General features: G+C 48.1%; 25 protein-coding genes and 1 pseudogene. 2 read left to right on the forward strand and 24 right to left on the reverse strand.

The annotated features are described in order from the left end of the window. Positions 1–463: 463 nt before the first annotated feature. The 19 genes and pseudogenes from L6H65_RS14590 to L6H65_RS14680 form a co-directional block, all read right to left on the reverse strand. Positions 464–2,041 carry a PH domain-containing protein gene (locus L6H65_RS14590; RefSeq protein ID WP_236343335.1) on the reverse strand — a complete coding sequence of 526 codons (1,578 nt, stop codon included), beginning with the start codon at positions 2,039–2,041 and terminating at the stop codon, positions 464–466. Further along, positions 2,028–2,507, reverse strand: a complete 480-nt coding sequence (locus L6H65_RS14595) for a PH domain-containing protein (protein ID WP_236343336.1) — start codon at positions 2,505–2,507, stop codon at positions 2,028–2,030. Before L6H65_RS14595 ends, L6H65_RS14590 begins: the two co-directional genes overlap by 14 nt. Positions 2,508–2,586: 79 nt before the next feature. Continuing rightward, positions 2,587–2,754 (reverse strand): type II toxin-antitoxin system antitoxin, encoded by a 168-nt coding sequence (locus tag L6H65_RS14600; RefSeq protein WP_236343337.1) that lies wholly within the window; start codon positions 2,752–2,754, stop codon positions 2,587–2,589. Between the two features lie 15 nt (positions 2,755–2,769). Next, positions 2,770–3,639, reverse strand: coding sequence for an SPFH domain-containing protein (locus L6H65_RS14605; protein WP_236343338.1), 870 nt, complete (start codon positions 3,637–3,639; stop codon positions 2,770–2,772). 549 nt (positions 3,640–4,188) lie between these two features. Continuing rightward, complete coding sequence (locus L6H65_RS14610) at positions 4,189–5,403, reverse strand: IS4 family transposase (protein ID WP_236343339.1); 1,215 nt, start codon at positions 5,401–5,403, stop codon at positions 4,189–4,191. 470 nt (positions 5,404–5,873) lie between these two features. Beyond that, positions 5,874–6,458 carry a DUF1697 domain-containing protein gene (locus tag L6H65_RS14615; RefSeq protein ID WP_236343340.1) on the reverse strand — a complete coding sequence of 195 codons (585 nt, stop codon included), beginning with the start codon at positions 6,456–6,458 and terminating at the stop codon, positions 5,874–5,876. Between the two features lie 11 nt (positions 6,459–6,469). Next, entirely contained in the window at positions 6,470–7,102 is a 633-nt protein-coding gene (locus tag L6H65_RS14620) for a LysE family translocator (protein WP_236343341.1), read from the reverse strand. 60 nt (positions 7,103–7,162) lie between these two features. Beyond that, positions 7,163–7,684 carry a DinB family protein gene (locus L6H65_RS14625; RefSeq protein WP_236343342.1) on the reverse strand — a complete coding sequence of 174 codons (522 nt, stop codon included), beginning with the start codon at positions 7,682–7,684 and terminating at the stop codon, positions 7,163–7,165. 19 nt (positions 7,685–7,703) lie between these two features. Then, positions 7,704–8,135, reverse strand: coding sequence for a hypothetical protein (locus L6H65_RS14630; RefSeq protein WP_236343343.1), 432 nt, complete (start codon positions 8,133–8,135; stop codon positions 7,704–7,706). Positions 8,136–8,166: 31 nt separating this feature from the next. Continuing rightward, a complete protein-coding gene (locus tag L6H65_RS14635; RefSeq protein ID WP_236343344.1) occupies positions 8,167–8,391 on the reverse strand; it encodes a hypothetical protein in 225 nt (74 codons plus the stop codon). Positions 8,392–8,593: 202 nt separating this feature from the next. Beyond that, positions 8,594–8,860 (reverse strand): metal-sensitive transcriptional regulator, encoded by a 267-nt coding sequence (locus L6H65_RS14640; RefSeq protein WP_236343345.1) that lies wholly within the window; start codon positions 8,858–8,860, stop codon positions 8,594–8,596. A 69-nt stretch (positions 8,861–8,929) separates the two neighbouring features. Then, positions 8,930–9,418 carry a DsrE/DsrF/DrsH-like family protein gene (locus L6H65_RS14645; protein ID WP_236343346.1) on the reverse strand — a complete coding sequence of 163 codons (489 nt, stop codon included), beginning with the start codon at positions 9,416–9,418 and terminating at the stop codon, positions 8,930–8,932. A gap of 25 nt (positions 9,419–9,443) precedes the next feature. Beyond that, positions 9,444–10,217, reverse strand: a complete 774-nt coding sequence (locus L6H65_RS14650) for a sulfite exporter TauE/SafE family protein (protein WP_236343347.1) — start codon at positions 10,215–10,217, stop codon at positions 9,444–9,446. A gap of 102 nt (positions 10,218–10,319) precedes the next feature. Then, entirely contained in the window at positions 10,320–11,474 is a 1,155-nt protein-coding gene (locus tag L6H65_RS14655; protein ID WP_236343362.1) for an MBL fold metallo-hydrolase, read from the reverse strand. Positions 11,475–11,561: 87 nt separating this feature from the next. After that, a complete protein-coding gene (locus L6H65_RS14660) occupies positions 11,562–12,146 on the reverse strand; it encodes a sulfurtransferase TusA family protein (protein ID WP_236343348.1) in 585 nt (194 codons plus the stop codon). Positions 12,147–12,454: 308 nt separating this feature from the next. Beyond that, positions 12,455–12,595, reverse strand: a complete 141-nt coding sequence (locus tag L6H65_RS14665) for a hypothetical protein (RefSeq protein WP_236343349.1) — start codon at positions 12,593–12,595, stop codon at positions 12,455–12,457. A gap of 123 nt (positions 12,596–12,718) precedes the next feature. Then, complete coding sequence (locus L6H65_RS14670; protein ID WP_236343350.1) at positions 12,719–13,630, reverse strand: NAD(P)/FAD-dependent oxidoreductase; 912 nt, start codon at positions 13,628–13,630, stop codon at positions 12,719–12,721. 99 nt (positions 13,631–13,729) lie between these two features. Continuing rightward, positions 13,730–14,157: pseudogene (locus tag L6H65_RS14675) on the reverse strand (SRPBCC family protein). A 169-nt stretch (positions 14,158–14,326) separates the two neighbouring features. After that, complete coding sequence (locus tag L6H65_RS14680) at positions 14,327–14,902, reverse strand: class I SAM-dependent methyltransferase (RefSeq protein ID WP_236343351.1); 576 nt, start codon at positions 14,900–14,902, stop codon at positions 14,327–14,329. A gap of 181 nt (positions 14,903–15,083) precedes the next feature. Here L6H65_RS14680 and L6H65_RS14685 point away from each other — a divergent pair, with 181 nt between their 5' ends. After that, entirely contained in the window at positions 15,084–16,286 is a 1,203-nt protein-coding gene (locus L6H65_RS14685) for a glycosyltransferase family 2 protein (RefSeq protein WP_236343352.1), read from the forward strand. A 165-nt stretch (positions 16,287–16,451) separates the two neighbouring features. Beyond that, positions 16,452–17,777, forward strand: a complete 1,326-nt coding sequence (locus L6H65_RS14690; RefSeq protein ID WP_236343363.1) for a TrkH family potassium uptake protein — start codon at positions 16,452–16,454, stop codon at positions 17,775–17,777. 8 nt (positions 17,778–17,785) lie between these two features. Here L6H65_RS14690 and L6H65_RS14695 read toward each other — a convergent pair whose 3' ends face one another. The 5 genes from L6H65_RS14695 to L6H65_RS14715 all read right to left on the reverse strand — a co-directional run. After that, on the reverse strand, positions 17,786–18,688 hold the full coding sequence (locus L6H65_RS14695) for a sensor histidine kinase (protein ID WP_236343353.1): 903 nt from the start codon (positions 18,686–18,688) through the stop codon (positions 17,786–17,788). A 29-nt stretch (positions 18,689–18,717) separates the two neighbouring features. After that, positions 18,718–19,479: a DUF2705 family protein gene (locus L6H65_RS14700; protein WP_236343354.1), complete on the reverse strand. Its 762-nt coding sequence runs from the start codon at positions 19,477–19,479 to the stop codon at positions 18,718–18,720. Then, the gene (locus tag L6H65_RS14705; RefSeq protein ID WP_236343355.1) at positions 19,472–20,395 is read right to left on the reverse strand and encodes an ABC transporter ATP-binding protein; all 924 of its coding nucleotides are present in this window, start codon (positions 20,393–20,395) and stop codon (positions 19,472–19,474) included. The genes L6H65_RS14700 and L6H65_RS14705 overlap by 8 nt, the downstream gene beginning before the upstream one ends. 79 nt (positions 20,396–20,474) lie before the next feature. Further along, positions 20,475–21,170, reverse strand: coding sequence for a response regulator transcription factor (locus L6H65_RS14710; RefSeq protein WP_236343356.1), 696 nt, complete (start codon positions 21,168–21,170; stop codon positions 20,475–20,477). A gap of 724 nt (positions 21,171–21,894) precedes the next feature. Continuing rightward, positions 21,895–22,466: IS3 family transposase (locus L6H65_RS14715; protein ID WP_236343357.1), on the reverse strand; the 572-nt coding region annotated here is incomplete at its 5' end.

The raw sequence follows: 22,466 nt of genomic DNA on the forward strand, positions 1-22,466 counted from the left end.
AACTGTGCTGGGGAATGCGCTGGGAATGCGTCGAGGAATGTTCTTACGATCGCTGTTGTTCCCGGAATTCTTGGGCGAGCGCTGACGCTTCTCCAGAATCATTCCCCTTGCTCCTCTCTGTTGTTTTTTATCAGCCGAGCATCTAAATTTGTTATATACTTACTCATATATTTAAATTATGGAATATGTTAAGAAAGGGGTATTGGTGGTGGACCGATGGATTTTTGTTAGAGTTATCGGATTTGGTGCATTGACCTATTTTCTTCTTAGATTTACTGTAGATGAGCATTTTAATCTATACGACGTATTGCCAGTCGCCATATTGGTTGGAATTATAATAAATGAATTACTCATTAGAAAGCGGAAAAACCGCTCGTCACCGTAAAGACAGCGTACGAAAATGCCCCCTCTGCGGACTTTCTCCGCCCTGTTTAGCCGCCATGCGAGGCACAAAAAACAACCGTCAAGGGAGCTTCCCTTGACGGTTGCTATTTGCCAGCCAGCCTTTCAATTCATAGCCCGCTTGCTCTGGCATATGCCTGACATTGAACGTAGCATTGCTGCGGCCTGAGGCCAGAGCAACTGAGATCGTCGTCAGATTTTTGCGAAGCTGAAACGGTGTTTGCGACATTCTGTTCCACTGAATGCGTTTCCTGTGGATAAGCGCCTGATGTTTGGTGAATCCGCCATATTGAATCGATAGCTGGCTGTTCATTAACGACCATGCTGTATGCTTATAATTCAACCAGGCACTGAGGCCAACGAATAGAGGCAGGAACACCGCCAACCAGCCATATGAGCCCGGAATCCAGATGATCGCCGGAATAATAATAGCTATCGTTAGGAGGAGCGGAATCGTTATAAAGCTGGACAGCGCTCGCTGCTCTAATCGCTCCCATCTCTCTGGAACCTGATACAATGGTACGAATCGCTGCAGGAAATGTGGCAGCTCAGCGCTTCGTATGAGCGGGAACATAAGAGCTGAAGCTCCATTCTTCTCATCATAGCCAGTAGCGACAACATGCACGCTGAACAGCCCTAGCGGGCGCCGCAATATATTCTGAGTCAGGTGGATCGCTTGAATGCTCTGAATCGGCACCGTTATTTGCTTCTTCTCCAGCAATCCCCGTGTAATGATAAGCTTGTCGTCAATCTGTCTCAGTGTGAAGCCATACTCCTTCAAAGAAGTGAAAATAATAGCCACGATCCAAGCAATTAGCAGCCCCGCGACAAACAGCAAGCTGATGATTCCAATATTCAAGGTATGGGAATTCAACCAAGAAGAAATGATATCTCGGAAGTTAAACATTCTGTCTAATACATCATCCAATTGCGAATAGGCCGCTCCGAACAGAGCGATAATAATGCCTACCCGTCCTGATGTTGCGCTGAACAGCAGCAAATCCTTAATCGACAGGACACGGCTCTCCTGCGGCTCATCCGACTTAGTCGACAAAACAAGTACGGAATTGGCATTGCCCTCTGCTGCCTTGCCTTCCTCGAACGAAGCAGCCTGGACGACTTGCTCGTCCGCAACTGAAGAATGCCGAGTCTGATCAACCTGATTATTTGCCTCTTTATGCAGCAGCAGCGCTGCTCGAATCCGTTCCGACTCCTGAGCCGTAATCGCGTTCAGCACAGCCTCCGGCTTCTTCCCGCCCGCGGTCTCCACACTGAGCTTAACAAGTCCAAGCATGCGATGGATAATGCCCGCTGACGTATTGACAGCTTGCACCCTGTCCTTCGATATCCAGGTCTTCTTCCGCACGAATATTCCCTGCTCCACATGAAGCGAGCCTTGCTCGATCGTGTACACAAATCGATACCAGGTAAAATAACTGATAAAGGCGAGCAATACTAGAAACAGCAAGGTTCCGCCGCCAACCCACAGCATATTAATCTCCTTGCGCACAATGGTCGAAATGACGAATACTAATAGCGGATACAATAAATCCTTAATCGTTTTGAATATGAAAAAGATAAGCGAGATCGGATGCAGCCTGCTCCCTTTAAGATGCTCCTGCCCATTAGACTTCTTCATTGGAGATCCTCGCCAGTCTGGCGATCTGCCTTCTGGCATCGTCGGCTGCTTCATCCGTCAATGCCGGTATTTCGTGGCTGCCTGCAGCCGTCGAGAAGGTAACAGTGGCCAACTGATAATGACGGAGAATAGGGCCCTGCTTCTTATCCACATGCTGAACGCGGACCATCGGGATCGACGTTCGCTTGCGAAATATAATGCCATGCTTAAGCTCAATGCCATCCTCGTCAATCTCATATCTCCACTGGTTGTACCTCAGCTTGGGCCATACGGCGATTTCAATGTAAGATCCGCAAATGGCAAGAACAAGCACCAGTGCAAATATCCAGATTGGCCAGCTGAACAAGAGTGAAAGCACGAGAAGCGCAATGACGATTATTAGATAAAAAGCAGCGGAAATCCATCCGCTAAGCTGCCATGCCTTTAGCGCTTTCGCATCAATTTGTTTCTGTGGTTCATTGTACATTGCGACGGATTGACCTCCTGTATAATAATATGGGAAGCGACTTCGCTTCCCGCGGCTTCGCTTCCCACTAGTATAACGCTTATTCCTCTTTCCTAGAAGTCAATCTTCCGGCCTTGCGCAGCGCATCGCGAAGCAGAAATTCGATATGCCCGTTCACACTGCGGAACTCATCGGCTGCCCAGTTCTCAAGCGCCCGGTGCAGCTCGGGATCGAGACGGAGCGGGAATGCCTTCTTTTCTTTAGCCATTATAAGTGGTCCCTATCAGTACAGGGAGCCCGTATTAATGACCGGCGTTGCAGACCGGTCGGATACGATAGCGACCATCAAGTTGTTCACCATGGCTGCACGCCGTTCCGCATCCAATTCAATTCCATTATCCTCCAGCTGGCGCAATGCTGCTTCTACCATGCCCACAGCACCTTCAACAATTTTTTGTCTGGCCGATACAATCGCAGACGCCTGCTGGCGCTGCAGCATTGCACTGGCAATTTCCGGTGAATAAGCAAGATGAGTCAGGCGAGTTTCCAGCACCTGCACGCCAGCAACGTCCAGACGAACCTGCAACTCCCTCATAAGCTGAACTGCAACCTCGTCTGAATTCCCCCTCAGAGACATACCTTTCTCATCATTGAAGTTGTCATAAGCATGCAGTGCCGCAATGTGTCGAACTGCTGTCTCACTTTGAATGGCGACGAAGCGCTCGTAATTATCTACATCGAACGTTGCTTTAGCTGTGTCCACGACTCTGAATACGACGACAGCGCCGATCTCCACAGGATTGCCCTCTGCATCATTGACCTTCAAAGTCTGGCTATTGAAATTGCGAACCTTGAGCGAAACATTCTTCTTCTCTGTAAAAGGAACTACCATCCACATTCCATCACGCGGAACGGTTCCGATATACCTGCCGAAGAATGTGATCAATCTCGCTTCGTTAGGCTGAATAATCGTCAAGGAGGAAGCGCCGACTCCTGTCAGTATCAACAGCACGATACCAGCAATAACCAGCGTAATGTTAATCGTGACGCCCTCCACCCCATAATAAATAGCGAACCCCCCGGCAATTGCACATACAGCAGACAGCAGCAAAGCTACAAAACCATTGATATGCCACGCTTTAAATTCTTTCATAGCGCACCTCTTTTGATTGATATTTTTATGATATATTTATGATATCATTTTTTCCAATTAGAAACAACTATGGCGTATAAGAAAAACCGTCAGGAATTTATCCTGACGGTCCTTTTCGATTTGAAGAATAAATGCAACTCAAACTCGCGCCCTAGTCCACATACCCCTGAAATACTCAAAGCACAACTCATTCACTCATTCGGGCCGGGCTGTAAGACGATTTTCTCGGCTTACACGAATGATCGCGCAATTTCTGGCAGCTGTAAGCGGATTTTGTCTTCTTATCGTCTCCACTTAAGCACGTTTTACTTACTCATTCGCGCTGTAAGGCGATTTTTCCCGCTTAAACGACCGGTCCAGTTTCTTTCAGCAGCTTTAAGCAGGTTTTACCCACTAGCCTTGCACAAAAGTTAACATGAGAACTATCGCTAACTGAATATGGATGAAGGTTTAATATTTTACAGTTCATTTTTCGTCACAAGATCCAAAAGAACTCACTCGAATAGGTGTGGGCACGAAGTTCCAAAAAATGGTTGACTATGTCATTGATTAGCTATACTTCTGTGTTGGCGGTTTTAGAATTCCAATCGTGGTTCGTACAGAAATAGCGGGTTTCATCGCGCTCTTCTGCCTCCCACTTGACGTTTTACTGGGCTTACGATGCAACTCGCTCTCATACGCCGACCATTCTTTAAAGAAATAGATCCTCAACAGCCGGAGTACCTCCCATGGAGAACGGCGGGTCTGGGTCATTCGCTTGATTTCATGTACGAGCAAAGAAGTAATCAGAGCGAGATAGAGTTGGTTCCAGATGGCTTGCGGCTTAAAGCTGTACAGCTTCACTAAACGAACATGCTGTTTGAGCCACTTGAAAAACAGCTCGATCTGCCAACGGCACTTGTACATGTGTGTGATCTCTTCCGCAGACTGATCCCAGACAGAGGTAAGGATCCGATACAACCGACCCTGCTCGTCATGAAATTCAACTAACCGAAGCGGATGCTCCATATAGCTAGGAGAAGCGCCAACGAGTACTTTAGCATCACGCACAATGTTCGTATGCTCGGGAACCGGATAGACTTCCACCTCTTTAGTGAAGGTGCGATCGCGTACCCGCAGAACAAACAAAATCTTGCGCTCGACCCATTCGTCCATCCGTGTATACTTGTCATATCCACGATCCATGACATAAATGGCATCGGACTCCACGACGAGGTCGATAGCTGGGGTTCGGTCATTGACATTCACGGTCGTCGGGATCATCGCTTCTGGAATGGCCTCGTCAGGCGACGTTGCGAGTAAGCGAAGATGCATTTTCACGCCACTTTCGTATCGGGACATCCGCGCCCAATCTCCGAGTTGGAGAGGCAAGCGCAGGCTGGTAGAGTCAAGGATACGAAGTTTCCAAGGAAATGCGAGCTGACCAGGGTTAGGTTGAGACTTCAACTGTTTGAGACGTGTGGCACATTGGTGGAAAAGATCCTCCAACAGCTCCGTCGGAATCTGATCCAGCTTGCGTGATAGCTGGGAACCGCTAATGCTCGTAAAACCGAGTACCCGCTGCAGTTCAGGATGGGCACGAATGGTGGATTCCATCTCCGCATAAGAAGACCAATGCTGAAGCTGCGCAGCAACAAATGTCCGAATTGTTTTATGAATCGTCAGCTTTTTGGCATAGTGATCGAAAAGCAACCGTTCGTTCACATCAACAGGCAGTAAAGATAAACATTGACGAATGACTGATAATTGGGTTACGTTATCCATGGTGGTCTCCTTTTGTAGAGGTCGATGGACAACGTGCCTACGACTCTACATTAGGAGATTTTTCGTTTTCTTACCACCTTTTTTTGTGTCAGGTTTTATGCAACGCTAGTGGGTTTTACCCGCTTACAGTAGTCTACAGCATCGACACCCCGCAATCGACGATAATCTCATGACGACCTTCGTACACAAACTGCTTGAGTCCCTTCTATGAATTCCCGCAGACCAAACATCCTGAATAGGACAGCAATTTCATACTTTCTGAAAGGTCAGAAAAAAACGCCAAGCCCTACTCTTTAGAAGGCTTAGCGTCTCTTATGTATCTCTTTGCATCGAGCATCGTTCATCGAACATCTCATCGAGCATCGCATCGCTCATCGATAATCACTCATCGTTCATCGTTCATCGTTCATCGTTCATCGTTCATCGTTCATCGTTCATCGTTCATCGTTCATCGTTCATCGTTCATCGTTCTAATTATTGTCGATCGTCCTGCACAAGTCAGCAATTTTATTGACCGACTGCCAATTGCGGGTCGTTGCGGCTACGCCCAGCTTCTTCTCCAGAAAGTTGTTTGAGAACAGCGATTTGCCATATCCAGTTCGGCATAGAATATAAACTTCCCGTCCGATGACCTCATAATCGTCACTATCATTTTTGAAGGCCAGCAGCCGGTCTATCGCTTCTTCACTCGGACGTTCAGCCAAGTAAGACAAATAAATCCGATCATCCGCATTCAGCTCGATCCGGTCATAAGGATTGTTCCGTATGCTTTCTTCAAGCTCATCATTTGTACGGACAACGACAGTAACATCGAACTCGAACGTCTCTTTGATTCCATGCTCAATGGTTTGTCGAATTAGCGCTGTGTCCCCTTCCGCTGTTTGGAATACAACATTGCCGCTTTGTATGTAGGTCACAACCGATTGATAATTCAAGGATTCGAACAGGTTTCGCAAACGATCCATTTTAATGATTTTTTGTCCGCTGACATTAATGCCGCGAAGCAGCGCAATATAGATGCCCATTGTCCTCACCTCACCTTCAAAGCGACTCAATACCGATCCTTCTACGGTTTCCCTTCACTCAACAGCTTCAAGCCCAGATAGATGAAAATAGCGCCCATTACTTTATTAAGCTGGCCCGACAGCTTGCTCTTCCGAATGGTTCTAGACATCAACTCGGCGCTCATAACCAATAACACGCACCAGATTGTTCCCGTTACAATAAAAGTAATGCCCAGAATGAGAAATGGCAGTGCTCCATACGCTTGTTTATGCGCAATAAATTGCGGGAGGTAAGCCAAGTAAAAGATGGCCACCTTCGGATTAAGCAGATTTGTCACCAGTCCCTGCCAATAGATTTTTCCCAGCATCGAACGGGTGCGTTCTGCATCATCCATCACAATTCCATCTGACTTCGAGAATAGCGCTCTAACGCCGAGATAGATCAGATACGCAGCACCAGCCCACTTTACAATGGTAAAAGCGATGGCAGATTGCATCAGGATGATCGATAACCCTACTGCGGCGAATAACGTATGCAGCAATGCCCCTGATACAATTCCCAGCACAGAGAACAATCCCGCACTTCTGCCCTGAGATAAGGTTCTCCCTACAATATACAACGTATCGCTGCCTGGTGTAAGGTTCAGAATAATCGCCGACAGCACGAACAAAGTATAATGCTCAATTCCCGGCATGATTCATCACCCGATCTTTTTATGTCGCTAGAACCTCAATTCCGACTCCGCTGTTGCCGCCTACGATCCTCTTCTGCATTCTGCCTCGATCAGTTCCTTCAACCCGCGCTCATGGATGCCGTTCTGCACGAATTGAAATTGATGCCCTGTTAGCCACTGTGCCCGATCTATGATCTGCCCCACATGATAACCGGTGTGCTCTACTAGATGATAGAGCCCATACATATCCATGCTGCCTTGTGAGACCGTCTCCATCGCATGCTTAAGCTCATGAAACACCGCTTCCAAGCGGCTCTTTAATTGTATGTTGTCCAGCTTCATATTCGGAAAATAATTCTCGATGCCCTTGTCATACATGCGCTCCGGCTCATAGAGCCTGTCTGCATTTCGCTGCACATGCTCCATCAGATGAAGTACAATACCTCCAATGCTATTGCTGCTGTTACTGCTATTGCTGTTCCGTTCAGCGCTCCAAATGTCCGCTTCCTCCAGCCGATCCAGACAATTCAGCAGCTTCGGCAAATAATGATTGATCATTCGATGCTTCGATATGACGATAAAGTAATGAAACCCCTGTTCCATTCCATTCTTCATCCCTTCCTTACTGATCGACTTTCCATTCACCATTATGTTTCAACAAGGTATACCTCGCTACATCCTCAGCTTCATTTCCCCACTTGCGAGTTACTTCAATTACAACAGAGTACTCGCTCATGAACATAATTTCATCAACATAGAAATCAATAAATTCAATGTCGTCCTTATAAAATTCATGAATCTGCTGCTTCATCTTCTCAAGCGATTTCTTCTCTGAATTGTCTCCCGAGATTCGCTCATATTCCTGCATAACATAATTATCCGTTGAATATTCCCATGTAAGGGTATCATTAAATTCCGCAAAAAAACCAATAATTGCTTCCTTCAGCTTAGGGTCTTCTGGTTCTTCGCCTTTATAAGCACTAGATAGTCCATTACAACCAGCCAATAATACAATACCTACAATAATGAGCAGCATTCCCTTAATAGATTTCATCTGTCAACTCCCCTTCATTTTGTACATTTGATCAGCTCTCGGCATACACGACTACGAACTGGATGATGAGCCAATAAATTGAAAGATTCCGACTAAAATCAGCCAAGTGAACAGAATCACCAAAACCCATACAATGATTTTTAGCCATCCGCTGGACCTTGATTGCCGTCGTTGCTGCGTTTCCAATCGTTGTAATCGTTCCTTGAGCTCCCGCAGCTCCCTCTCTGTTTCCATGCAATCCCCTCTTTTGAACCATAATACCCGCTCGTTCTTCGATAGCGTCAACCGCTGATTGTGGTTTCGGACCTTACTTATTAACCATACCCTCCGCTTGCTTCCAAACATTGTAATGTAATTTTCTATTACATGTCAATAATATGGTAATGATTTCTATCTACACAAATAGAGGAGCGAACCTTGCGCTCCTCCGCTATCAACTTTAAGATACTACCCTCACACTAGCGGCTCTTCACTAGCAATTCTATCGCTTCCTTAACCATTCGTCTCGTATCTCCGCCTGCAGCCTGCTCCTCAATAATGCATTGCTCCAGGTTCTCAGCTACAATCTGGGCGATAGCTTTATCCGCAGCGCTTCTAACTGCTGATAATTGCGTGATAACGTCCTTGCAGCTCTTGCCTTCCTCCATTAGCCGAAGCACGCCGCGCACCTGCCCTTCCAATCTTCGCAGCCGTTTCTTCACATCATCATTGTACTCGTAGCCCATAACTGATCGCTCCTCCTTACACATACCCTTATGGGTATATTATAGGCCAAAAAATAAAATCCCACCAGCCTATATGAATAAATTGACCTTGGCATTTGTCGCATCGCCAAGATAGGCCGCAACGCCGGCATACTCCAGCCCGTCAATCAGCTCTGGCTCCTGCAAGCCGAGCAGCTCCATTGTCATCGTGCAGGCAACAAGCTTTACGCCCTGCTCTTGTGCCAGCTCAATAAGCTGAGGAAGCGACAATGCATGATGCTTTTTCATAACATGCTTGATCATTTCAGGTCCCATACCCATGAAGTTCATTTTGGAAAGTCCCAGCTTCTTTGCCCCTCGCGGCATCATCCAGCCAAAGGCCCGCTCCAGCAACCCTTTCTTCACCCTCACGACTTCATGCTTGCGCAACGTATTCAGCCCCCAGAAGGTGAAGAATACCGTCACCTCATGATCATAAGCAGCAGCGCCGTTGGCAATAATAAAGGCGGCAATCGCTTTGTCCAGCTCTCCGCTGAACAGTACAATCGTTGTTTTGTCTTTCGTCGGTATCGTATTCATGAGCCGGTGCGGACCTCCTTTAGTATCAAACAATAATATCCAACCATATTTTCACAACCGTTGCCATAATTAAAATAATCAGAATCCATTGCAACGTTTTTGTGTGCATTCGTTTGCTCCATACGGCGCCTACAGGGGCAGCGATAAAGCTCGCCGCAACCATAATAATGGAGGGGAGCAGCAGCATATGTCCCCCCATAAGCTTGCCGACCGTTGATCCTATGGAGGAAATAAAGGTAATCGCCAGTGAAGAGGCAATTGCAACTCTTGTTGGAACCTTCAAGACGACAAGCATCACTGGGACCGTTATAAACGCGCCTGCTGCACCGACAATGCCGGATACAATGCCAATGACAGCGGCCAGCAGCGCCGCCAATCCTTTATTGAACGTGAATTCGGAGGAACCTTCCTCCGAGCTTTTTGGCAGCATCATCATCGCTGCAGCAGCCAGTGCCAGAATTGCATAGGTCATATTGATAGCTGCATCTGGTAAAAATTTCGACCCATAGCCGCCTATGAAGCTGCCCAGTACAATCGTCGCGCCCATGTACAGTACCAAGTCTTTGTTCACGAGCCTATCCTTGCGATAGGCAAACATGCCGGCAAGCGTTGCGAAGAACACCTGAATCGCACTGATCGCCGATACTTCCTGCGCAGTGAATGCCGCGAAGCCCAGAGCGGGAGGAATATACATCAGCATCGGATACTTAATGATAGAGCCGCCTATCCCTACCAAACCAGAGAGCATGGACCCGACCAAGCCAATACCGAATAAAAGAACGATTAACCCAACATCCATACCTTCCACCACCTCCATGCAGGAGGAGGCACGAGCGCTGCGTTTGTGCCTGATCCTTATAAAGTATTGAATCTATTGCGGTCATAAAGATCTTCTGAATCGTTAACGGTCATGAATTGCACAGCGGTTGGGACCGATCTCCATATCGCCCTGTTCGCTCTCGCTTGGCTGAAGCTTTCCCATATTCGTTTCTCTAATCTCCTGATAGGCATGCGGCTGCGGCGGCAGGCCGCTCGTAACGGCATGTCGGAATGCTTCTTGGTCAGCGATATTCAGTCCCGGATTGCTGTGGAATAAATCACCCAGACGCGCCATAACACTGCCATCCTCGCGAAGCTCCTGCCGATTGCCGTAATGGGCAGGCAGCACGATTAATTCCGGATCCAAGCGGCTGAAGGTTTCATAAAGCGATGAACGCAGATCATGAACCCAGTCCTCTGCCTTGCCAGCCAGATCAGGTCTGCCGATAGAAGCAACGAATAGAATATCTCCGCTCAGAAGATACGTATCTTCAATCAGAAGCGAGGTGCTGCCAATCGTATGGCCTGGCGAATAAATCGGCTGAATTGCAATTTCAGAATGTCCCACTGCAATTGGAGAGCCTTCCTCCAAGCGGCTGTAAGGGAAGACTGTCTCCTCCGCATCCTTGGGCGGCAGCCAATAGCTTGCGCCTGATGCCTCCGCCAGCTTTCTTCCGCCAGATATATGATCCGCATGCAGATGTGTATCGATGGCATGCTTAATAACGGCCCCATTCTCCCGGGCGAGCTGCTCGTAGGCATCCGTCAATCGAATTGCGTCAACGACCGCAGCCTCCCCGTCGGAGATGATCATGTAGGATAAACAGCCCTTGCCCAAACGCACAAACTGATAGAGAACTCCGCCATCCTTGAGCTCGCCAACCTTGACAGGTTCGATATGCTCGCTCCATGATTTCATACCGCCTTGAAGATAATACACATCCGTAATGCCAGCCTCCATTAATTGCTCCGCGACAAAATAAGAGGAGCCCTCCTTGGCGCAGACGACAAGCAGCTTCTGATTCCGAGGGCATTCATCAACGATCGCTTCAACCCCGTCCAGCAGTTCAAAATACGGCTTGTTCATCACTGTTATTGAATCGCCTTCGATTCTCCAATTCTGATAATCGCCCTCATTCCGAACATCCAGCAGAAACAATTGCTCCTTCCTGAGAATCATCCCAGCCAGCTCGCTTGCCGTCATCAGCGTTGGTTTCCTTGATCGTGATGCAGTCATTCCCATCTGTTATTCCTCCATTTCTCTAGCTCAAATTATTCCGCAGTATCATTCCGGCGGCTTTATTCCAGAGCATCATTGGGATCTTTACTCAGCACGGGCACTGGCTTCTGTTGCACCCGACCATTCGGCCATGCCAGGGATAACGTTAACAACTTGCAAGCCCCTGTCATGCAGCAATTGACAAGCAGTATCGCTTCTTCTTCCCGTCCGGCAAATCACATAGATCTGCGTCCGGGCATCCAGCTCGCTCCATCTCGATTCAAGCTCGCCTAGAGGAATGGAGATAGCGCCAGGAATATGATTGAAGCCATATTCGGCATGTTCGCGCACATCGAGTACAACGGCTTTGTCGCTCTGTTGCAGTCTCGCTTGCAGCTCGGCATTGTCAATGACATGGGCAAAATGAACCTCATCTCTCGTCTCATCAGGAGCTGCCTTCCTAATAAAATGCTTCAACACATCTCCATCATGGAGGGTGCCCAAATATTGATGCCCGGTATTGCCGGCCCAGCTCTTAAAGTCAGCGAGCGAGCCTTTGTCTGTTGCCTGCACCTCAATCACTTCACCGGCAATCATCGTGTCTATCGCTTTTTTCGTTTTGACGATTGGCAGCGGGCATGCGAGACCCCTGCAATCCAGAACCTGGCTGCCGCGAATTTCATTCTTCATCTTAGATCACCTCTACGCTGTATTTATACCCTACGGGGTATATAAAAGACAAATAATAAATACCCCATGGGGTATGTGAATATAGTAACCTCCCCTATTGTTTTTGTCAACAGCGGCAGGTGAAACTTTATAATAATCATTTCGCCATCAGCAGCCTGTCCCAGTCCCTCCTTGCAGCTGACCTCATAGCAAAAAGGCCCATCAAGGCATCCTCCACTAGCGGGACTTGGCCTGACGGACCATCATTTATAAATGCAAGAATCTATGGCATACATTGCAGGATAACACTGTGGCGGGAATTGAAGCTCTTATCTAAACTCCCCGTCTTTTTCATTATCATGATCTTCCCATTTCTTGGAGTAAGCCTTGTTCGTTATCCAAATGGTCATCCATGTAAGTATCGCTACAATTACAATTGCGGAAATCCATACCCCCATCGGTACATGCATGTCTGCTGCCCTCCTTTGATTCACAACGCCGGAACATTCAAAACCGACTGATTCCAGTTTGATTATAACAGTGAATTCAAGAACGTCAACCTTATCGGGGCGATTGTTCATTAACGTCCATAATTACATGTCAATCGTTTGACGAAGCAGACTTTTGTGTATCCAGATTGCTGCCTGAGAGCCGTCGCCCATCGCAATGACCGCTTGCTCGGAATGAGGCGTCACATCGCCTGCTGCCCACACATTTTCGACCGAGGTCATTTTTGTACGCTGATCCGTCGTTATATGCTGATTGTCTGTTAATGCGACTCCTAACTGAACAGCCAGCTCGGAATGTACCCGATTGCCGCCGAACGCAGTAAAGCCATAGCTGCCTTCCATATATCCCACGCGCTCAAGCCTCACGCCCTGCAGCCGTCCATCCTGCTGCACAATCTCTTCAATTCGATCCTCCACATAAGCGATTCCTGACGCGCTAAGCTGTTCATACTTTCCGTCATCCATCTTCGCGCCTTCATGATTCACATAGATAATATCGGAAGTCCAATAACGCAGCGTTAAAGCCATGGCCGCACCTGCATTCCCTGAGCCCAGCACGAGCACTCGTTGATCCCTCACCTCATAGCCATCGCAATCCGGACATACGAATACGCTCAGGCCAAGACATTCCATCAGCTGCTGCTTGATGGGTATCCGATCCTGAACACCGGTTGCCAGCAGCAGACATCTCGAAGCGATACGTCCCCCGTCTGAGACACCAATTGCGAAACCATCCTGAATCTGCGCGGCTGTCAGCGCACGTGCGTCTCTAAACTCCACGCCCAGCTTCAACGCTTGTCCTCTGCCCAGCTCCAGCAGCTGCTTCCCGCTCACCCCATCCGGCCAGCCCAACAAATTATGGTAGCAGCGGCACAGCTTCGATCGGCCTTCTCCATCATCCACAACGATAACCTCATGCCTGTACCTGCCAAGTTGAATCGCTGCCTGGAGCCCAGCTAAACCGCCGCCAATAATAGCACAATCATACGTTTTCATGCTTCCTCCCCATACTAACGCGTCATCTATCGTTAATTTGGGTCAGTTTGCAGCATTTATACATGTCCAGCAATAACTTCTTCCAGCACTAGGCTGCGCTCAGACCTCAACATACTGTCTCAGCTTTTCTACGAGACCTGCCCATCCGCCGGCCATCCTTTCGCCACCTCCGAATGCGCTTGACCAAACTCCGTAGCCCCACCAGAAACCCAGCCGGAGTGAATAAGTGTGAACGCAGTCCCCCCGCCTTGTTCCATGACTTCGAACGTAAGCGTCCAATCCTTGCCCCAATTGAATGACAGACGTTCCGTAGGCTCTACCTCTGTTATTTTACATTGCGGCCTGCCGAACGGACCTGCCTCCAAATGAAATTCGCGCCCAAGTACAGGCTCCATATCATTCGGCATAAACCATGACGCCAATCCTTCCGAAGTAGCCACTGCGGCCCATACCTTCTGTATTGGAGCATGAAGCTGCGCCTTCTGAACAATATCCGGCAATTGGCTGTTCGAGCTTTGATGATCCATTTCAGTTGTCCCCCTGATTATGTAATGGTCGGCGATCCCCTTATTCTTCTCCACCGCGCTATTCCTGCGATTTCACCACAGCTTCCTTTAGCATTTTATAACATTCGCATCCCTAAACAACAATAACATAAAAGCCGAAGGCGCCAAAATGCCTTCGGCTTATAATGAGTCACTTCCACTTAAGCGCGAATAAGGCGTCCACAGGCTCATGATCGGCGCCATAGGCTCGGACGAATGCCGCATTTCCGTTATCATGAAAGCCCTTCATAATCGTCACCTCATAGCCCAGCGCCTCAAGCTCCTCTGCCTCCCATCCACTCAGATGTGTCTGATATTGTTCTCCGTTCAACCCATAATGATCAATTTCCTGCTGTGGAAAATAACCTCTCGGCGTAAAAACAACGACATGATGCTTTGCAATCAGCTCTGCGTCCTGCAGCAGCTTTGTCCCCTGCTCTTTCGTAAAATGCTCCAGCGTATCGATGAACGACACCGTCGAGAAGGAATCCGGGAGAAACAACCCTGTAATTTCTTTCGCATCCGCATTTATCGGAATAATATGATTGGCCATTGATTTGCGATTGATCAGATAGGGCCGATGAATATCAAGCGCCACAATCAGCTTATAATCCAGATAATCCAGCAATACGCATAGACCGCTGCCAACATCCAGCAGACTTTCGCGATGCGTGACAGCTTCATTCAAACGGCCGATCAACCTGTGATCGTAAGTTTCATGTATCATGCGAACACCTCCACCGCCCTCCACTTGGTCCTAACAGGATTTGTCATCATTCTATGAATGCCTTGCTTTTTCGCAACGGCATTTGTACTGCAACGAGGGGCTCACCGTATATTCGACCACACTCTACTTCATGAACATTCATAGACTGGTTTAGATAAGAACAAGTAGAGGAGTGAAGGAAGTGGAAATCGATGTATCCGTTATTTTGCCCTCCCATAATAGATTCCCTTTGAATTTGATGACCTTGTATTCACTGGAGAATCAGACGTATCCGCATGACAAGTTCGAAGTTATACTGATTGATGACGGCTCCACGGATGCCACCTCTTCTATCACATCAACGCATACATTCCCCTTTCCATTTCATAGCTTGAGCGCCCAGGGCAATATCGGACGGCCTGCTGCTCGCAACATGGGGATTAAGCATGCCCAAGGCAAATGGCTTATCTTTCTCGATGCGGAAATTATCGTAGAACCAGGCTTTATCGCGTCTCATGTCGCGCTGCACAAAGCGCAGGATCAGCTCGTCGCGGAAGGTGTTCTAACTATGAAGGGGGTCTATACCCAGGTCAGCAGCGCATTCTCCGACAAACAGAAGCACCAGTTGGCCGAGCTGCTAATCGCCAGCCCTGAGCTCCTCATGCGCACCAAGCCCTATGCCGAGCAGGGCGAAACTGTATTTCTCTTCACCCGCGAGGAGATCCATAATGGAGATTTCCGCAAAATGATGTTTAAGAAGCCGTTCGAGCAAGCGTATGAGAATGAGATTTTACAGCGTCACGGCGATCGGTTTGAAGGCTTCCATCTGCCTTGGCTCAGCTTCTATACCGGCAATGTTTCCCTTGGCAAGGAAGCCTTCCTGCGTCATGGCTTGTATGAAGAATACGAGGGCTATGGCTGGGATGATCTGGAGATGGGGTACCGATTGTTCAGACAAGGCTACAAGTTTGCGCATATCCGCCATCCTTTCACCTATCATCAAGAACATCCTGTGTCCACATTGAACGAGGCAGAGGCGGAGATTAACTTTTTCAAATTTCAGCAAAAATATCGCGAGATCGAGCAATTGTTTCTGCTGCTCACCTTTTTGCCGCTGCCCTTTGCCGTTCACCGAATGAATGAGGCACTCGGCAATTACCATGAGCTCCTAGCCAATGAGCAGCCGCAGCAATATAAGCTGCTGGTTCCTGTGCTTCACCGAATGCTGGAGGCAGTCGGATACTTGAGACGCTTCGAGCTCCCGATAACGAAGCTGTTCGACTATACTGGCATAGCATATCCCGGTCCGATATTCGATGCGTTCACCCAGGAGATACGCTGGCTGGAGCGATCAGGCAAATATCCGCATCTCTATACGTTAATGCATTATTTGCTGCGGGTGTAGGAGCTGCAGCATGGACGTTTGAATGGCTGTAGTCATTTACATCATGTCTATTGTATAATGGACTCGCATTGTACAAGCTATGGGAATAGTAGCGATATTCGCCTATGACTCGCACACCCACAAGGAGAATCTGACGTGATAAAGAAGAAACCCCCATTCAAAAGGATGTCCCCGCCTCAAACGTTGGCGCTGGGTTTTGTCCTTATCATTCTCATCGGCACAATTCTTCTCATGCTGCCTATCTCGACTATTTCGGGGGTATCCACCCCTTTTATCGATGCCTTCTTTACTGCGACCTCAGCTACCTGTGTAACCGGTCTAGTCATTATGGATACAGGCACTCATTTCTCCATGTTCGGTCAAATGGTCATGATTACGCTCGTGCAAATTGGCGGACTTGGCTTCATGACCATGGCCACGATGATCGCTCTTGTCATGCGCAAGCGAATTTCGCTGAGAGAACGGCTAATCCTTCAGGAATCCATGAAGCAGAATTCAATGGACGGCATCGTTCGACTCATACGCAAAGTACTGTTCTATGCGCTGTTTATCGAGCTAACGGGAGCCATCCTGCTCACCATTCGCTGGTCCTTTGACATGCCCTTTGCCAAAGCGATTTATTTCGGCTTCTTCCACAGCATCTCCATGTTCAATAATGCCGGCTTTGATCTGTTTGGAAGCATTCATGCGCCCTTCAACAGCCTGGCCGGCTACGCTCATGATCCCGCCGTCAACCTGATCGTCATGCTGCTTATCGTACTCGGCGGCATTGGCTTCATCGTTATCGCGGATTTGCTGGAATTTCCTAAGAACAAGAAATTCACCTTACATACGAAGGTCGTGCTCTCTGCCTCTGGCGCACTTATAGCAATCAGCACGATTACCATCTTCATCTTTGAGTATTCGAACCCGCTCACCTTCGAACCGCTCACTTTCGCTCAGAAAAGCTTGGGAAGCCTGTTTCAGGCTATCTCCCCTCGTTCTGGCGGTGTCAGTACGATGGATGTTGCGGATATGCGGCAGGCCACACAGTTTTTCATCGTCATCCTGATGTTTATTGGCGCTTCCCCTGGCTCTGCGGGCGGAGGCATCAAGATTACAACCTTTGTCATTCTTCTTGGCGCAGTCATCGCGATGATTCGCGGCAAGGAAACGATCGTTTTCTTCCGACGCAGCCTGTCCAAGGATCGTGTGAACAAGGCGATCACGATGACGCTGCTCGCACTCATGCTTATCATTTTCGTATCCATGGTATTGTCGACAACAGAGGATCATCAGTTTTTGGAAATTCTATTCGAGGTCACTTCGGCGTTCGGCACTACGGGGATGTCCATGGGGCTGACACAGGATCTAACGACATTCGGCAAAATCATGATCTCGATCATGATGTTTCTCGGAAGGCTCGGACCACTTACACTTGCTTACGCACTGACCTCCAAGCCAGAGAAAGAGCTGATCAAATATCCGGAGGACAAAATCATTATCGGGTAATGAGCGCTCTACGTATCCGTCCACTGGCATGTCATGTGCAGATGACCATCCTGGAGCGATGCGGTGAGCTTGCCGTTCATGCGGTGCATTAAGCTTCGTGCGATCGACAATCCAAGCCCTGTTCCTCGATTGCCTGTTCGCGTCAGATCAGCTGTATAGAAGCGGTTGAACATCAGCTCCACATGCTCTGATTTCAGATGGTTCGCTTCATTGCTGATGGTCAGACTTCCTCCTGAAGGCAGCCTGCTAAGCGTGATGCTTATTGGCCCTGATGAATGATTAATAGCATTAATAATTAAATTTTCCACGACCCTCTTCACGGCAGAATCATCTGCGATCAGCACGATATCCTCCTCCGGAATGGAGATGACAGGCTCTATATTTCGCTCAGAGAACAGATCGTAATAATTGACCAGCACCTCTGTCACCGTGATGTTCAGCTTCAAACGCTCCAGCTTCATGGCGTAATCAACAGACTCAATGACAGATAGCTCGAAGAAATCATTCAGCAGAACCTGCAACCGTTTGGTCCGGCTCTTGATAATTGCTACATATTCCAGTTTTTCCGCCTCGGTCACACGATCCGATTCCAGCAGCTGTATGTAGCCAAAAATGGACGTAAGCGGTGTGCGAATGTCATGAGACATACCCGCCACCGCTTGCTTAAGCTCGTCCTCCGTACGTCTTCTTCCGGCGTTCGCCTGTACGAGCAGCTCCGAATGCCGGTTAATTTCTGCTGCAAGCGATTCAAGCCCCTTCTCATAAAAGGTCAGATGAATTTTCTTCTCCGTTTTATGGTCGTTGTATTGCTTAAGCTGGGCTGTTATCCTTCTCATCTCACGCCTAATAAGCAGAAGACGGGTGAGCAGGAACACCACCGCTATTACCGACAAAATTACGATATAGATCATGCCTGCCCCCTCCTTCAACCGATCCCTATTTATTTAATTTCTTTCCTGCTGAAGATCCAGGCGCCCAATAGGCCAAACAACATATACGTGATAATGGGAACTGCTGCAAGCTTGAACAATACGTCATTCGCTATGTTCAATTCGCCAATCTCCATAGACAGCTTGAACACAAAATAATTGTCCAGCGTTTCAATGATTGGAAAATAACTCCCAAGCGTATACAAGACCGTATCAATGAACAGGAAAAATATGAGCGAGACACCTATCGTCTGACCGCTATCACTAAAGACCGTGCTGAAAAACGCTACAATCGAAGCAAATGCCATTGCATACAGGAACGTCAACCCTGCCGAACGCAGCAAATATTCAACTGACGATATGCCTGGCAGCTCTCCAAAACCAGATAGCAGTGTTCCTAAAGTCAGCATCGTAGCCGGAAATACAAGTGAAATTACGATTGCTGCAAAAGAGATCACGAGCAGCTTAGCGCTATAAATACGCACTCTGCTGTTGCCAGAGGATGCTATCGTCTTCATGACACCATTCATATATTCGCTAGCCATGAACAAGCCTGCAAGAATCGAGAGAGCCAGCTTAATCATATAGTTGTTGCCCGAGAAGGTTTCCGTCAAATAATCCAAGCCGGTAACCTGCTGCTCGCCGTTCATTCGGATGTCGATATAGGTTAGCACGACAAAGCTCGCCGCCAGTGACAGGATAATGATAATCAGAGTCCAGAAGGTCCTGTTCTTGCGCAGCTTGAACAGCTCGGATTTCAACAGATTATCCATGGCGAACACCTCCGATCCGCTTGGTGAAGAAGCTTTCCAGATCCTCGCCCATCGGCATGAACTGTTCGATCTCAAGACCTGCGGCTGCCAGCAGAGTCGAGACTTTGCCCGGCTGGTCCAAATACTTGTACAGCTTAATAACGCCTCCGGCAATCACCTCGAAATCAGTCGTTTCGAGCTTTGACTCTATAGCAGCGGCCGCTTTTCCCGAATCATCCACTTTAATATGAATATACTGCTGGCACTTCTCATTCAATTCCTTAACCGATAGCTGCTCCAGCAATTGTCCATGGTGAATGATTCCGAAATGGGTCGCAAGCAGATGCAGCTCGCTCAGAATGTGGCTGGAGATTAGAATGGTTATTCCTCTCTCACGGTTAAGCTTCTTGAGCAGCTCTCTCATCTCAACTACGCCCATTGGGTCCAAGCCGTTCGTAGGCTCATCCAGAATAAGAAATTCCGGATCGCCAAGCAGTGCAATTGCCAGACCGAGACGCTGCTTCATCCCAAGCGAGAAATTTTTCGCCTTCTTCTTCCCCGTGTCCCGCAATCCGACAAACTGCAGCGTTCTGGCCACACTGTCCTTGCCTGGTATGCCTTTCATCAGCCGATGCGCCTCCAGATTGTCTGCAGCTGACAGGTTCGGGAACAGCGCAGGTCCTTCAATGATAGAGCCGATCCTTTTCCGTGCGGCTACAATCTCTTTCTGCCCGCTCTGCCCGAAGAGCTCAACTGTTCCACCGCTGGGAAAAGCAAGTCCGGTCACGATACGGATTAAAGTCGATTTGCCAGCACCATTTTGTCCGATAAAACCATATATCGAGCCTTTCTTGATTGACATATCGACCTTATCGAGAGCAGCGCTCTTCTTGAAAATTTTCGTAAGCTGATTGGTTTGAAGAACATCTTCATTCATTGTCCTCTCGCTCCTCCTTATGTGTTACAACCAGCTTACATAGGAGAACATAATTGGAGCTAAAGCAATTCTTAATAATTTATAAAGCTTTCAGCCGATATCCCATGCCCCAGATGGTTTCAATATATTCTTCCCCTGGATTGGCCTTGCCTAGCTTGCTTCTCAGATTGCTGATGTGGACATTCAACGTATTGTCATCACTTATGAACTCCTCGCCCCAAATGCTCTGAAACAGATTGGCCTTGGTGAAAACTTTCCGCGGCGATGTCATCATCAGCATTAGAATGCTGTATTCCCGCGCGGTCAAAGCAAGATCCGCACCGCCAACCGTTACAGTCTGTTCATCGGGATCGAGCACAATATCCTTATGCTTGAGAAGCTTGGGCTCCATACTTGGTCCTGTGCGTTGATACCGCCGCAGATGGGAATCAATACGAGCCGATACCTCGTCGATATCGAAAGGCTTCGTAATATAATCATCCGCCCCCGCACGCAACACATCGATTTTCGTCTGCTGCTCGCCTTTTGCCGAAATAACAATGACGGGGAATGCCCGCTGCTCGCCAAAACGCGCCAGCAGTTCCTCACCTGACAAGCCTGGCAGCATTAAATCAAGCAGCACCAGCTGCCATTCCTGCTTGTCCAGATAAAGCAGCGCCTCCGTACCTGAAAATGCGGGTTGAGCGGTGTATCCGCTCTTTCGAACAATGCTGCAAAGCAATTGATTGATGTCATTATCGTCTTCCACGATAAGAATAGCGGTCTCTTTGTTCATGTCCTCACCTTTTATATAGCAATATGGTTCCATTTAACCCTAAAAGTACAGAGAAGCGCAATACATTTCCTTCTGAACCTATACACAGCCTCAGCCGTTGCTTGCTGCTTTGTTACTGCAACATACAGAGAACAAGCCAATATGAACCATTCCAAGCGACTTACGCGGTTTTTCCGCCTTATGGATGCAGCCAAAGAGCATTCTGCGAAGACTTGTCATCTGTAAGAAGGTTTTTCAGCTTTACAGCACACTTCACTCCATTTTTCCGTGCTGTAACACGGTTTTTCCGCCTTATGGATGCAGCCAAAGAGCATTCTGCGAAGACTTGTCATCTGTAAGAAGGTTTTCAGCTTTACAGCACACTTCACTCCATTTTTCCGTGCTGTAACGCGGTTTTTCCGCCTTATGGATGCAGCCAAAGAGCATTCTGCGAAGACTTGTCATCTGTAAGAGGATTTTTCAGCGTTACAGCGCGTTTCTTTCCACGTTTCCGCGCTGTAACGCGATATTTCCGTCTTATGGAGATAGTCGAAGAGCATTCTGGGCTGCCTTATCATCTGTAAGAGGGTTTTTCAGCGTTACAGCGCGTTTCTTTCCACGTTTCCGCGCTGTAACGCGGTATTTCCGCCTTATGGAGATAGTCGAAGAGCATTCTGGGCTGCCTTATCATCTGTAAGAGGATTTTTGGACCTCTGTCAAGAAAGTAGACACCCAATAACGTTGCTCACGCGATATTTTTGTAGTACTCAGCTTCAAATCGGTCAGGGGATAAGTAACCCAATGAACCGTGGATTCGCTTCCGGTTGTAAAAGAGCTCGATGTACTCAAATACTTCTTGTTGCGCTTGGGCCTTCGTCTGAAATTTGGTGCAGTAAATAAACTCCTTCTTCAGCACACTGTGAAAGGATTCGATACAGGCGTTATCGTAGCAGTTTCCCTTGCGGCTCATACTGGCTGTCATCTTGTATTTCATCAGTCGGTTACGGTACTCCTCCGACGCATACTGCGAACCACGGTCAGAATGGTGGATCAAACCTTTCCCTGGTTTTTGCGATGCATAGGCCTGATCTAGCGCAGCTAGAACCAAGTCTGTGGTCATTCGATCGGCGAGCTTCCAACCTACAATCTTGCGTGTAAATAAGTCCAGTACGCTGGCCAGATAGAGCCGTCCTTCCCGGCAAGGAATGTACGTGATGTCCGTCACCCACACTTTGTTCGGAGCTGTTGTGGCAAAGTTCTGGTTGAGTATGTTAGGCGCAATGGGATTCGTATGGTTGGAGTCAGTCGTCGTCACTT

The organism is Paenibacillus plantiphilus (genome assembly GCF_927798095.1).
GTDB lineage: Bacteria > Bacillota > Bacilli > Paenibacillales > Paenibacillaceae > Paenibacillus_Z > Paenibacillus_Z plantiphilus.